The organism is Anoxybacillus dikiliensis, from assembly GCF_050613275.1.
GTDB lineage: Bacteria > Bacillota > Bacilli > Bacillales > Anoxybacillaceae > Anoxybacillus.
Genome location: NZ_CP187112.1, coordinates 2,319,347 through 2,332,500 on the forward strand (window position 1 = coordinate 2,319,347; position 13,154 = coordinate 2,332,500).

Below are 13,154 nucleotides of genomic sequence, written 5' to 3' on the forward strand. Positions count from 1 at the left end.
CCTTTTATTAACGAATATGCCAAATATCATGAGCGTACTCTTCAATCGTTCGGTCGCTTGAAAAATATCCTGAACAGGCGATATTCATAACGCTCATTTCCAACCATTTTCTCCGATCTTCATACGTTGCACCAACTCGTTGTTGCGCCTCAGCATACGATGCGAAATCGCGTAAAACAAAGTATTGATCATTATGAGCGAGCAATGAATCGTAAATCGGTTCAAAATGATCGTACGCATCAGGAAAAAAGCCATTCACCAGTTGATTAACGACTTGATGAATGCGTTGGTCATGGTGGTAATATTCATACGAATGGTAGCCACCGTTTGCATAGTAGTGCAATACTTCTTCTGCCGTGAGCCCGAAAATAAACATATTATCATGACCAACCCGCTCTAAAATTTCAATATTTGCTCCATCCAGCGTTCCGATCGTCACAGCTCCGTTCATCATAAATTTCATATTCCCAGTTCCAGATGCTTCTTTACTAGCGGTCGAAATTTGTTCACTTACATCAGCAGCCGGGAAAATTTTTTCCGCTAATGAAACACGGTAATTTTCTAGGAAAATGACTTTTAGTCGTCCGTTAATTTGCTCATCGCTATTTACTTTTTGTGCAACGGAATTAATTAGCTTAATGATTCGTTTCGCATAATGATATCCCGGTGATGCCTTTGCACCAAAAATAAACGTGCGTGGAGGTATGTCGAAATGCTCATCTTCTTTTAATCGGTTATACAAGTGCATAATGTGTAGCACATTTAACAACTGTCTTTTATACGCATGTAACCTTTTCACTTGTACATCAAAAATGGATGAATCGTCCACCGCCACACCTGTTTTTTCATAAATATATGTCGCCAACTGTCGTTTATGGTAATGCTTTACTTTTGCTAATTCATCTTGAAATGAATGATCATTTGCATACTTTTTTAGTTGAATCAACTGTTCGGGTTGCTTTATCCATTCCGTTCCGATCGCCTCTGCAATAAGGGAAGAAAGCTGTGGATTGGCTTTTAACAACCACCGGCGATGTGTGATGCCGTTCGTTTTATTATTAAACTTTTCAGGAAAGTATTCGTAAAACAGTTTCATTTCACGATGCTTTAAAATTTCAGAATGTATTTTCGCCACACCGTTCACACTATAGCTTCCTACAATCGCTAAATGGGCCATTTTCACAAGCCCATGGGCAATAATGGCCATCTCCTCGATTCTTTTCCAATCACCAGGATATCGATTCCATAAGTCGCGACAAAAGCGTTCATTAATCTCTTGCACAATCATATAAATTCGTGGCAATAGCGGTTGAAAAATATAAATTGGCCATTTTTCCAACGCTTCCGACAATGTTGTATGGTTTGTATAAGAGATCGTGTTTGTCGTAATATGCCACGCTTCGTCCCATCCCATTCCTTCTTCATCCAACAAAATACGCATGAGTTCCGGGATGGCTAATACAGGATGTGTATCGTTCACATGAATCGCTACATGACGGTGAAAATGTTGCAAGTGCCCGTACCGTTGCCGATAATCGCGTACGATGCTTCCAATGCTTGCAGCAACGAGAAAATACTGTTGCTTTAGTCTTAAAATTTTTCCTTCGTCATGTGTGTCGTCTGGGTATAAAAATTCGGAAATCGCTTCTGTTTCTCGCTTATACTGCATGACATGTTTATGAAGCGGAAATTTTGCAGGCTCGGCACTCCATAATCGTAACGTATTTACAGTCGTCGTATCATATCCAATGACAGGCATATCATAAGGAACAGCCATCACTTTTTCGACATCATAATGTCGGAATGTTAACCGACCATCTTGTTCGTAGCATTCTACTTTCCCCCAGAAATTCACTTCTACCGCTAAATCTTCTTTTTTCACTTCCCAAACATTACCATGACGCAACCATTGTTCCGGGAGTTCCACTTGATAACCATTCACTATTTTTTGATCAAACAAACCGTGTTTATAACGGATGCCTTGTCCATGTCCAGGAAGGTCAAGGGAAGCGAGAGAGTCTAAAAAACAAGCAGCGAGACGCCCAAGCCCCCCATTTCCTAGCCCCGCATCAATTTCCACTTCTTCAATATGAGTTAACTCAATGCCTAGCTCTTTCAATCCTTCTTCCACGACATCTCGTATGCCAAGATTCATTAAATTGTTCCCTAGCAAACGTCCTAATAAAAATTCAATCGACAAATAATATACTTGCTTTTTATGTTGGGCACGGTATCGTTCATTCGTCTGAATCCAATGTTTACTAATATACTCGCGAATCATATGGCCTAACGTATTGTACTGATCGAGAACCGTCGATTCCCAAAAACGTTTTCCATACATCATTTCTAGTCGTTTCAAAAACGTTTGTTTAAACTCTTCCTTATTCGTGAACATAGATGCCACTCCCAGTCATTAGTTCATCGTATAGTTGGTTATATTTAAATGCTGACTTTGCCCAGCTGTAATCCCGACTCATTGCCTGCTTCATGATCATTTCCCATACTTCTTTTTGTTCATAAAATGAACGCGCACGTTGAATCGTATATAACATGTCATGTGCATTAAAGTTTTTAAACGTAAATCCTGTTCCTTTTTTTGTGAATTCGTTAAACGACTGCACTGTATCGTTTAATCCACCCGTTTCTCGGACGATCGGTACAGCTCCATACCGCATCGCAATCATTTGACCAAGACCACACGGTTCAAATTTAGACGGCATTAAAAATATATCTGCCCCAGCATAAATTTGATGTGCAAGCTGTTCTGAAAAACCGATATATACACGCACACGTTCTGGATATGTCAGCGACATCTCATGAAAGAAATGTTCAAACTCCCATTCTCCTGTTCCAAGGATGATCATTTGCACATTTTCGCCAATCATTTCGTGAAATACACATTTTACTAAATCTAATCCTTTTTGTTTCGTCAACCGTGAAACAATAGCGATGACTGGGACATCTTCTTCTGACGGCAATGAAAAATGTTGTTGTAACACTCGCTTATTAATACTTTTTCGTGCAATTGTCGTCACATCGTATGGCACTGCAATATACGGATCTTTTTTCGGGTTATATATGTCCTCATCGATTCCATTTAAAATTCCAACTAAGTGCGAACTTCTCGCGCGCAATAATCCGTCAAGCCGTTCGCCATAATATGGAGTTTGAATTTCTTCTTTATACGTTGGGCTAACCGTCGTGATCATATGTGCAGAGACGAGCGCACCTTTCATGAAACTAACATGCCCGTAAAACTCTAAATGTTCAATCGAAAAATAACGGTCGCTTAAATTTAGCAAATCCCCTAAAATCTCGCGTGGAAAAATGCCTTGAAATTGCAAATTATGAATAGTAAATACCGTTTTCATTTGCGCGTAAAATGAATTTTTCGTATATTCTTCACGCAACAAAAACGGGATCATCCCTGTGTGCCAATCATGACAGTGAATAACATTTGGCTGAAAGCCGATGACAGGGAGAGAATCGAGAACCGCTCGACAAAAGTATGAAAAACGCTCACCGTCATCGTAATGCCCGTATAACGAATCTCGCTTAAAGTAATATTCGTTGTCGACGAAATAGTATGTCATTCCTTCGTATTCTAATTGTTCAATACCACAATATTGTCTTCTCCAACCAACACGAACGACAAGCTCAGCAATTTTATTCATTTTTTGGCGCATATGTTGTGGAATAACTCCATATTTAGGGAGCATCACACGCACATCTGTCCCAAGCTTTTTCAATTCTTTCGGCAATGCGCCAGCAACATCAGCTAAACCGCCTGTTTTCACAAACGGTACACACTCTGATACGACAAATAATACTTTCACGATTTCATCAGCGCTCCTTGTATTGTCCCTTTTCGAATGACGATTGGCTGATTCGGTGTTCCAATTAATTTCACTCCATCACCAATGCGAACATCTTTATCAACGATCACATATTCAAGAATACAATTATCCCCAATTTGACTTTTTTGCATAATAATACTGTTGCGGACAACAGTTCCTTTCCCTATTTTTGCTGCTCTAGAAATAATACTATTCTCAATTTCTCCTTCAATGATACATCCATTCGCAATCATCGCATTACGCACGCAAGCATATGATGTATATTTCGTCGGTGGCTCATCTTTTACTTTCGTATAAATCGGTCTTCCTTTTAAAAACAACTGCTTCCACACTTCTGGTTTAAGAAGTTCTAAACTATGATGGAAATAACGTTCGATGCTATCAATAACCGCCACATATCCATCATATTCATAATCACATACGGTTAAACCATTTCCTTCATCATTCACAACATCAACAATACTGCGATATTGATTTCTTTGTTGGTTAGCGATTAAATCAAGCAATAATGACGTTTCTAAAATAAACATATCAAGCGACTTTCCACGATAACATATACGGGTAATGTCGCACTCGTTAGTAATATGACGTCGCAACACTTCCTCATAATCAATATTGCACACCGTATAGCTGTTGCAAATAAGAGCATATTTTTGTGTACTTCGCAAAAAGTAGTCAATATGTTGTTGGAAATGTTGAAACGAACCGATATGGGAAATTGGGAGGTCAGGTGAAGGGAAAAAGAACAGTCCATCACGTTTCCGATTCAAATCCCAATTCTTACCTGATCCAAGGTGGTCCATTAATGAACGATATTGATACTTTGGGAAAATGGCGACACTTTCAATACCTGAGTTCACCATATTTGATAAAACAAAATCGATTAGCCGATAGCGACCAGCAAACGGAACAGCTGCGATAGAACGCTGAAATGTCAAATCACTCATTTCTGGTGTATATGTCGTCGCATCAATGACCCCAAGCATTAATTTTCCCACGTTTTCTCATCCTCTCTCTCAGAAAAATGTCCCAAAATCTCTTCTGTCACAAGAATGACTTCCCCGTCATATTGATCCGCACAAATAAACGTTCCGTCAGGAATTTCCACATTTGGTGGAACAATCGCTTTTTCAATGTATGCGTTTTTTCCAATTACTGCATTAGGCATAACAACACAATCTTTTACTTTCGCACCTCGTGAAATGTGCACCCCTTGAAACAAAACAGAATGCTCCACATTCCCTTCAACGATACATCCTTCATTCACTAAAGACTCCTTCACTTGTGCGTATGGAGCAATATATTGCGGTGGTTCATTCGGGTTTACCGAATAAATACGCCATGTATGGTCAAATAAATTTAATGCTGGGGCATCTTCTAGTAAATCCATATTTGCTTCCCATAAACTTTTGACCGTCCCAACATCTTTCCAATATCCTTTAAATGGATAGGCCACGAGCCGCTTTTTTTCTTCAATCAGTAAAGGAATGATATCTTTACCAAAGTCATGGCTTGAACGGTCATTTCGATTGTCCATTTCTAAATACTCTTTCAAAATAGACCATTTAAAAATATAAATGCCCATAGACGCTAAATTGTTTTTCGGATGAGCTGGTTTCTCCTCAAACTCTACGATTTCCATCTCTTCATTTGTGTTCATAATTCCAAAACGGCTTGCTTCTTCCCATGGTACTTCAATAACAGAAATCGTAACATCTGCCCTTTTTTCGATATGGTATTGGAGCATATCCGCATAATTCATTTTATAAATATGGTCACCGGAAAGAATGAGGACATACTCCGGATCATATTGCTTCAAATAGTTTAGATTTTGATAAATGGCATTCGCTGTTCCTTTATACCATCTCATTTCCGACGATTCAGCATACGGAGGGAGAACGGTTACCCCCCCATTTTTCCGATCCAAATCCCATGCACTTCCAATTCCAATATACGTATTTAACTCTAGTGGCTGATATTGGGTGAGTACCCCAACAGTATCAATACCAGAATTAGCACAATTGCTTAATGTAAAATCAATAATGCGGTATTTTCCTCCAAACGGAACAGCTGGTTTAGCTAAATTTTTTGTTAGCGAACTTAATCTACTCCCTTGTCCCCCTGCGAGTAGCATAGCGACGCACTTTTTTCGTACCATGGCTTTCCTTCCCTTCTCTTTTTCTTATTGGTCGTAAAATTGTTATAGCATACGGCGGGATTGTCATTCGAATATGATACGGCTTTCCGTGATACGGCTCTTCGTGTGCCACAAGCGTTTTTTTGTTTATGTGTCCCGCACCACCGTACATCACATCATCGCTATTAAATACTTCTCGATACGATGTAAGCAATGGCACACCAATTTTGTAATCTTCATACACGATATTAGTGAAATTGCAAACAACAATTAACGCATCTTCTTCTTTTTTTCCTCGTCGAATAAAAGAAAAAATACTTTGTTCAGCGTTGTTCACATCAATCCATTCAAACCCATTTGGATCGTGATCACATTCATATAATGCTCTTTGCTTTTTATAAAAATGAGTGAGAGATTTCACGTAGTCATCCATTTTTCGATGCATATCAAAATCAAACAACACCCAATCGAGTTGTTCTAAATCTTTCCATTCATCAAACTGTCCGAACTCTCCACCCATAAACAACAGTTTTTTTCCGGGATGCGTCATAAAATATCCATAAAGGAGGCGAAGTTGAGCAAATTTATCCCAATAATCACCCGGCATTTTATTTAATAACGATTTTTTTCCATGCACCACTTCGTCATGGGATAAAGGTAAAATAAAATTTTCCGTGTAAGCATACAACAAAGAAAATGTCATTTTATGATGCATATATTTCCGATCATGCATGCTCGTTTCCATATAACTTAATACATCGTTCATCCATCCCATGTTCCATTTGTAGTTAAATCCTAGCCCACCATCGTACGTAGGTGCCGTCACTTTCGGCCAATCTGTTGAATCTTCTGCAATCATTAATACATTCGGATCAAAAGCAAATACAACCTCATTTAATTTCTTTAAAAATGAAATGGCGTATGGATTCGGATGCAGTACATCACTATTCGGCCAATAAAGCATATTCGCAACCGCATCAACACGAAAACCGTCAATATGATAATGTTCTAACCAAAACAAAGCATTCGAAATTAAAAAGCTATGCACTTCTGGTTTTCCTAAATCGAAATTTGCTGTTCCCCACACAATATTTTCGCGATCTTGCATATTCATATATTCATACGTCGGCTCACCATCAAACATATATAACCCATGTGCATCTTTACAAAAATGTCCCGGTACCCAATCTAAAATGACTCCAATTCCTTCCTGATGACAACGATCAATGAAATACATGAAATCATGAGGCGTTCCATAACGGCTTGTTGCAGCATAATAACCTGTTCCTTGATATCCCCAAGAACGATCGAGCGGGTGCTCAATAAGCGGCAAAAGTTCAATGTGAGTAAATCCATGTTCAACAACATAAGGAATTAACTCATCTGCCATTTCCTTATATGTATAAAAATTCCCATCATTTTTCTTTTTCCATGTACCAAAATGAACTTCATAAACAAACATCGGTTGTTCATAAATCGGTTTTCGCTTCTTTTTTCTTTGCCACGCTTGATCATTCCATTTATATCCTTTTAAATCATACACAATAGAGGCTGTATTGGGGCGTTCTTCTGCGTAAAAAGCATATGGATCTGATTTAAGAATGATATGTCCATCTCTTGTCATTATTTCGTATTTATATAAATGTCCTTCTAAGTTTTCATGGACAACAATCATCCATACCCCTTGCTCGTTTATTTTTGTTAACTTGTGCTTTTCTCCGTTCCAATCATTAAACGTTCCAACAAGACGAACTTCTTTTGCGTGTGGCGCCCATACACAAAAACGCGTTCCGATCATTCCGTCTTGTTTTACAAGATGTGCGCCAAACAAGTGATAACTTCGATAAAACGTTCCTTCGTGAAATAAATGCATCTGCAAATCGGTTGGACTCATTGTCAACAAATGTTCATCCATCCTTTCTTCAATGGGTACGGAAACAATTCCGTACTGAATATATTACACAACGTCATATAAAATTCCTGTAAGAAAATTAAGATATTTTTCGACAATGTTCAACAAATCACATGTTAAATGAAAATCAATCCGAACGTCCATAAATTTGTCGCTTGAGTGACAAATGATAATTATATAAAATAGTTTATAGTAATTATTATTTATTTTTTTTAATATTAATTTTAAAAAAGGAGAATGCATATGTATGATTTTCATCATTTGCCGCATATGAAAATACAAGCAACATCAAAGAAAGCACTTTGGACAACACTGTTATTAACAACTTTTTTCACTATTGTTGAAATTGTAGGAGGCATTTTGTCTAATTCGCTTGCTCTATTATCAGACTCAGCCCATATGGCCTCTGACGTCATCGCATTAAGCTTAAGTATGGTTGCCATTTATTTAGCTTCTCGCCCACCAAATAAAACATTTACATTTGGGTACTTACGGTTTGAAATTATCGCTTCATTTTTAAATGGGCTCGCGCTTGTCATCATTTCTATTGGAATTTTCATTGAAGGAATTCGTCGTTTTATTCATCCTGAAAGCATTCAATTTTCCCTCATGCTAACCATCGCAACGATCGGATTTGTTGTTAATCTCGTATTAACAATCGTTTTAAGTCGGAGCATGAAAGAGGAGGAAAATTTAAATGTAAAAAGCGCCTTATGGCACTTTATCGGCGACTTACTTAGCTCCATTGGCGTCATCATCTCAGCCATTTTAATTTACTTTACAGGACTATACATGTTCGACCCACTCATTAGCGTCGTCATTGGTACCATTATTTTTATAGGAGGGGCAAAAATTGTTCGGGAATCGTATTTTATTTTAATGGATGCAGTGCCACATGAATTTGACGTGGATCGTATTCGTGCTGATATTCTTTCTATTGAAGGGGTAGAAGATGTACATGAGTTGCACATTTGGTCGATTTCAACTGATCATTATTCCTTAACAGCACACGTTCTTATTCACGAACGTATTCAACCATTTTGTGTCATTTTAGCTATTAATGAAATGTTAAAAGAAAGATATAACCTTTCCCATGTCACCATTCAAGTTGAACATCCTTCTATTCATCAACACGGGGAATATGGAAAAAAATTTTTGGAGAAGAAAAATAAAACGAATATAACATTTGATGAAATGTAAAAAAGGACATCTCATATCACGAGATGTCCTTTTTTACTAGTGACCCGTACGGGATTCGAACCCGTGTTACCGCCGTGAAAGGGCGGTGTCTTAACCACTTGACCAACGGGCCGCATGTGGCAATGGCGGAGAAGGCGGGATTTGAACCCGCGCGCCGCAAAACGCGACCTAACGGTTTAGCAAACCGTCCCCTTCAGCCACTTGGGTACTTCTCCAAATGGCTCCGCAGGTAGGATTCGAACCTACGACCGCTCGGTTAACAGCCGAGTGCTCTACCACTGAGCTACTGCGGAATAGTAATAAAAGTGATTCATACTGCCTAACCATTATTTATAGTTTGACTTTACCGCCTCTTCCTCTACTAGCACAACCAACGATGATAAATGCGTCGAGGTAACTCGCAGTTTACTCAATGATGCATTGCTCGTCACTGAGCTACCGCGGAACAAACACCATAATGGGCCTAAGTGGACTTGAACCACCGACCTCACGCTTATCAGGCGTGCGCTCTAACCAGCTGAGCTATAGGCCCATGTAAGCGGGTGATGGGAATCGAACCCACGACATCAGCTTGGAAGGCTGAGGTTTTACCACTAAACTACACCCGCGCAATAAAATTATTCACATAGCTATTTTTTAATTCTACACTTTTTTATGCCTCTTCCTCTACCAGCATACTCAAGGATGGTGGATGCGTCGAGGCAACTCGTAGTCTATTCAGCGAAGTGTCGCTCGTGGCTGAGGTTTTACCACTAAACTACACCCGCAAAATCAATATAAAATTTATGGGGCGACTAGTGGGAATCGAACCCACGAATGCCAGAGCCACAATCTGGTGCGTTAACCACTTCGCCATAGCCGCCACAATGATGCCGGCTGCAGGACTTGAACCCGCAACCTACTGATTACAAGTCAGTTGCTCTACCAATTGAGCTAAGCCGGCACAATATGAAGTGCATCGAATTTTTATACCGTTTGTCATTTGTGTTCTTTCTTAATTAAGAAAAAGGAACTAAAATCAATTTATGGCGGAGGAGGAGGGATTCGAACCCCCGCGCGCCTTTCGACGCCTCTCGGTTTTCAAGACCGACCCCTTCAGCCAGACTTGGGTACTCCTCCGTATAATATGAACATGGTGGACCTTGTAGGACTCGAACCTACGACCGGACGGTTATGAGCCGTCTGCTCTAACCAGCTGAGCTAAAGGTCCTAAGCTAGTAGCGGCGGAGGGAATCGAACCCCCGACCTTACGGGTATGAACCGTACGCTCTAGCCAGCTGAGCTACGCCGCCATTATATATATATGGTGGAGCCTATCGGGATCGAACCGATGACCTCCTGCGTGCAAAGCAGGCGCTCTCCCAGCTGAGCTAAGGCCCCTTGAAAATGGTCGGGAAGACAGGATTCGAACCTGCGACCCCATGGTCCCAAACCATGTGCTCTACCAAGCTGAGCTACTTCCCGTCCTCATTACGCTATAAACATGGCGCGCCCGAGAGGATTCGAACCCCTAACCTTCTGATCCGTAGTCAGATGCTCTATCCAATTGAGCTACGGGCGCTTATAAAGTGCCGAGGGCCGGACTCGAACCGGCACGGTAGTCACCTACCGCAGGATTTTAAGTCCTGTGCGTCTGCCAATTCCGCCACCCCGGCATAGGCATGTTGGAGCGGAAGACGGGACTCGAACCCGCGACCCCCACCTTGGCAAGGTGGTGTTCTACCACTGAACTACTTCCGCATTATGCGGGTGGAGGGACTTGAACCCCCACGCCAGAGGCGCCAGATCCTAAGTCTGGTGCGTCTGCCAATTCCGCCACACCCGCATCATGGTGAGCCATGGAGGACTCGAACCTCCGACCCTCTGATTAAAAGTCAGATGCTCTACCTGCTGAGCTAATGGCTCAAAACAATCTGGTGCCGGCTGCAGGACTTGAACCCGCAACCTACTGATTACAAGTCAGTTGCTCTACCAATTGAGCTAAGCCGGCATGATATAAAACAATATAGGCCGACATCATCCAAAATGGTGGCTCGGGACGGAATCGAACCGCCGACACAAGGATTTTCAGTCCTTTGCTCTACCGACTGAGCTACCGAGCCATTTAAGTAATTCACTTATCTTCATTAATGAGTCTGAAACAAATCGTCCTTCGTCCCGCTCTCAGTTTGCTTACTCAAGAGGAAAATCGAGCGGTACGCTGCAGTTTCTCAAAGAAGTTTATTCGGTCGTGCTCTACCGACTGAGCTACCGAGCCATATATAGTGGCGGTCCCGACGGGACTCGAACCCGCGATCTCCTGCGTGACAGGCAGGCATGTTAACCACTACACTACGGGACCAACATTGGTTGCGGGGGCAGGATTTGAACCTGCGACCTTCGGGTTATGAGCCCGACGAGCTACCTGGCTGCTCCACCCCGCGACGATGAAATAAAAATCTATTCACTTCATAACATATGGTGGAGGATGACGGGATCGAACCGCCGACCCCTTGCTTGTAAGGCAAGTGCTCTCCCAGCTGAGCTAATCCTCCGTTATTGATGTTGCCCGGCAACGTCCTACTCTCGCAGGCGGTGTCCCGCCAACTACCATCGGCGCTGGAGAGCTTAACTTCCGTGTTCGGGATGGGAACGGGTGTGACCTCTCCGCCATCGTCACCGAGCAATAATGTTTTAGACAAGTGTTATTATAACGGAATATTTTTTGTTGTCAAGCATTTTTTATTCCTTCAAAACTAGATAACAGGGCTAAACAGTCGCCTACGCCTTTCTTGTTGTCTAGCTTCGAACTAACATCCTCCTACGCCTTCGCTTTTTCCGTTCGACGTGCACGCACGTCTTCGTCAAAAGCTTTTAGCTCCGTCGGATGTTTTCTTGACTACGTCAAGAACCGTTCTCCGCTTTTCTTACTGTCTAGCTTCGGCTCCTAGCCCCTCGAATCGCTTCAGTCCTGCTGTGGCGGCAACAGCCTCCTCGCAGGCCTTCCGCGCTCTTCGTGGCTGAACAGTCGCCTACGCCTTTCTTGTGTGCTTAGTTAAGTCCTCGATCGATTAGTATCCGTCAGCTGCACGTGTCGCCACGCTTCCACCTCGGACCTATCAACCTTGTCATCTTCAAGGGATCTTACTCGCTTGACGCGATGGGAAATCTCATCTTGAGGGGGGCTTCACGCTTAGATGCTTTCAGCGCTTATCCCTTCCGCACATAGCTACCCAGCTGTGCCCCTGGCGGGACAACTGGTACACCAGCGGTGCGTCCATCCCGGTCCTCTCGTACTAAGGACAGCTCCTCTCAAATTTCCTACGCCCGCGACGGATAGGGACCGAACTGTCTCACGACGTTCTGAACCCAGCTCGCGTACCGCTTTAATGGGCGAACAGCCCAACCCTTGGGACCGACTACAGCCCCAGGATGCGATGAGCCGACATCGAGGTGCCAAACCTCCCCGTCGATGTGGACTCTTGGGGGAGATAAGCCTGTTATCCCCGGGGTAGCTTTTATCCGTTGAGCGATGGCCCTTCCATTCGGAACCACCGGATCACTAAGCCCGACTTTCGTCCCTGCTCGACTTGTAGGTCTCGCAGTCAAGCTCCCTTCTGCCTTTACACTCTTCGAATGATTTCCAACCATTCTGAGGGAACCTTTGGGCGCCTCCGTTACGCTTTGGGAGGCGACCGCCCCAGTCAAACTGCCCACCTGACACTGTCTCCCACCCCGATCAGGGGTGCGGGTTAGAATCTCAGTACGACAAGGGTGGTATCCCAACGGCGACTCCACCTAGACTGGCGTCCAGGCTTCTCAGTCTCCCACCTATGCTGTACATGTCGCACCAACATTCAATATCAGGCTGCAGTAAAGCTCCACGGGGTCTTTCCGTCCTGTCGCGGGTAACCTGCATCTTCACAGGTACTATGATTTCACCGGGTCTCTCGTTGAGACAGTGCCCAAGTCGTTACACCTTTCGTGCGGGTCGGAACTTACCCGACAAGGAATTTCGCTACCTTAGGACCGTTATAGTTACGGCCGCCGTTTACTGGGGCTTCGGTTC

The 13,154-nt window shown here is 42.5% G+C and carries 6 protein-coding genes, 22 tRNA genes and 2 rRNA genes (1 of these 30 cut by a window edge); 1 reads left to right on the forward strand and 29 read right to left on the reverse strand.

What is annotated here, in order from left to right; genetic code table 11:
* Positions 1-7 precede the first annotated feature (7 nt).
* The 5 genes from ACPF7I_RS12115 to glgB are packed head-to-tail and all read right to left on the reverse strand — an operon-like array spanning position 8 to position 7,909.
* Positions 8-2,395 (reverse strand): glycogen/starch/alpha-glucan phosphorylase, encoded by a 2,388-nt coding sequence (locus ACPF7I_RS12115; protein WP_430746112.1) that lies wholly within the window; start codon positions 2,393-2,395, stop codon positions 8-10.
* Positions 2,382-3,836, reverse strand: a complete 1,455-nt coding sequence (glgA, locus tag ACPF7I_RS12120) for a glycogen synthase GlgA (protein ID WP_430746111.1) — start codon at positions 3,834-3,836, stop codon at positions 2,382-2,384. Before glgA ends, ACPF7I_RS12115 begins: the two co-directional genes overlap by 14 nt.
* Complete coding sequence (locus ACPF7I_RS12125) at positions 3,833-4,855, reverse strand: sugar phosphate nucleotidyltransferase (protein ID WP_430746110.1); 1,023 nt, start codon at positions 4,853-4,855, stop codon at positions 3,833-3,835. The genes glgA and ACPF7I_RS12125 overlap by 4 nt, the downstream gene beginning before the upstream one ends.
* Entirely contained in the window at positions 4,843-6,015 is a 1,173-nt protein-coding gene (locus ACPF7I_RS12130) for a glucose-1-phosphate adenylyltransferase (RefSeq protein WP_430746109.1), read from the reverse strand. The genes ACPF7I_RS12125 and ACPF7I_RS12130 overlap by 13 nt, the downstream gene beginning before the upstream one ends.
* Positions 5,963-7,909, reverse strand: a complete 1,947-nt coding sequence (gene glgB, locus ACPF7I_RS12135) for a 1,4-alpha-glucan branching enzyme (protein WP_430746108.1) — start codon at positions 7,907-7,909, stop codon at positions 5,963-5,965. The genes ACPF7I_RS12130 and glgB overlap by 53 nt, the downstream gene beginning before the upstream one ends.
* Before the next feature lie 240 nt (positions 7,910-8,149).
* On the opposite strand from glgB, the gene ACPF7I_RS12140 reads away from it, so the two are divergent.
* Positions 8,150-9,106, forward strand: coding sequence for a cation diffusion facilitator family transporter (locus ACPF7I_RS12140; protein ID WP_430746107.1), 957 nt, complete (start codon positions 8,150-8,152; stop codon positions 9,104-9,106).
* Positions 9,107-9,146: 40 nt separating this feature from the next.
* Here the strand turns inward: ACPF7I_RS12140 and ACPF7I_RS12145 are convergent.
* From ACPF7I_RS12145 to ACPF7I_RS12260, 24 genes are all read right to left on the reverse strand, one after another.
* Positions 9,147-9,218: transfer RNA gene (locus tag ACPF7I_RS12145), tRNA-Glu, on the reverse strand.
* Between the two features lie 11 nt (positions 9,219-9,229).
* Positions 9,230-9,321 (reverse strand) — tRNA-Ser (locus tag ACPF7I_RS12150).
* A 3-nt stretch (positions 9,322-9,324) separates the two neighbouring features.
* A tRNA-Asn gene (locus ACPF7I_RS12155) sits at positions 9,325-9,399 on the reverse strand.
* 165 nt (positions 9,400-9,564) lie between these two features.
* Positions 9,565-9,638, reverse strand: a tRNA-Ile gene (locus tag ACPF7I_RS12160).
* 5 nt (positions 9,639-9,643) lie between these two features.
* A tRNA-Gly gene (locus ACPF7I_RS12165) sits at positions 9,644-9,714 on the reverse strand.
* A gap of 178 nt (positions 9,715-9,892) precedes the next feature.
* A tRNA-His gene (locus ACPF7I_RS12170) sits at positions 9,893-9,968 on the reverse strand.
* Positions 9,969-9,976: 8 nt separating this feature from the next.
* Positions 9,977-10,049 (reverse strand) — tRNA-Thr (locus ACPF7I_RS12175).
* Positions 10,050-10,132: 83 nt separating this feature from the next.
* Positions 10,133-10,225: transfer RNA gene (locus ACPF7I_RS12180), tRNA-Ser, on the reverse strand.
* A gap of 14 nt (positions 10,226-10,239) precedes the next feature.
* Positions 10,240-10,316, reverse strand: a tRNA-Ile gene (locus ACPF7I_RS12185).
* Between the two features lie 8 nt (positions 10,317-10,324).
* A tRNA-Met gene (locus ACPF7I_RS12190) sits at positions 10,325-10,398 on the reverse strand.
* Positions 10,399-10,410: 12 nt separating this feature from the next.
* Positions 10,411-10,486: transfer RNA gene (locus ACPF7I_RS12195), tRNA-Ala, on the reverse strand.
* 7 nt (positions 10,487-10,493) lie between these two features.
* A tRNA-Pro gene (locus ACPF7I_RS12200) sits at positions 10,494-10,570 on the reverse strand.
* Positions 10,571-10,590: 20 nt separating this feature from the next.
* Positions 10,591-10,667 (reverse strand) — tRNA-Arg (locus ACPF7I_RS12205).
* A gap of 8 nt (positions 10,668-10,675) precedes the next feature.
* Positions 10,676-10,761: transfer RNA gene (locus ACPF7I_RS12210), tRNA-Leu, on the reverse strand.
* A 10-nt stretch (positions 10,762-10,771) separates the two neighbouring features.
* Positions 10,772-10,846 (reverse strand) — tRNA-Gly (locus ACPF7I_RS12215).
* A gap of 4 nt (positions 10,847-10,850) precedes the next feature.
* Positions 10,851-10,931: transfer RNA gene (locus ACPF7I_RS12220), tRNA-Leu, on the reverse strand.
* A gap of 4 nt (positions 10,932-10,935) precedes the next feature.
* Positions 10,936-11,011: transfer RNA gene (locus tag ACPF7I_RS12225), tRNA-Lys, on the reverse strand.
* Positions 11,012-11,020: 9 nt separating this feature from the next.
* Positions 11,021-11,096 (reverse strand) — tRNA-Thr (locus tag ACPF7I_RS12230).
* Positions 11,097-11,132: 36 nt separating this feature from the next.
* Positions 11,133-11,208, reverse strand: a tRNA-Phe gene (locus ACPF7I_RS12235).
* Positions 11,209-11,371: 163 nt separating this feature from the next.
* Positions 11,372-11,447 (reverse strand) — tRNA-Asp (locus tag ACPF7I_RS12240).
* A gap of 5 nt (positions 11,448-11,452) precedes the next feature.
* Positions 11,453-11,529 (reverse strand) — tRNA-Met (locus tag ACPF7I_RS12245).
* 35 nt (positions 11,530-11,564) lie between these two features.
* Positions 11,565-11,640 (reverse strand) — tRNA-Val (locus tag ACPF7I_RS12250).
* A gap of 12 nt (positions 11,641-11,652) precedes the next feature.
* Positions 11,653-11,769, reverse strand: a 5S ribosomal RNA gene (gene rrf / locus ACPF7I_RS12255).
* Between the two features lie 367 nt (positions 11,770-12,136).
* A 23S ribosomal RNA gene (locus ACPF7I_RS12260) occupies positions 12,137-13,154 on the reverse strand; it runs 1,908 nt beyond the window's last position.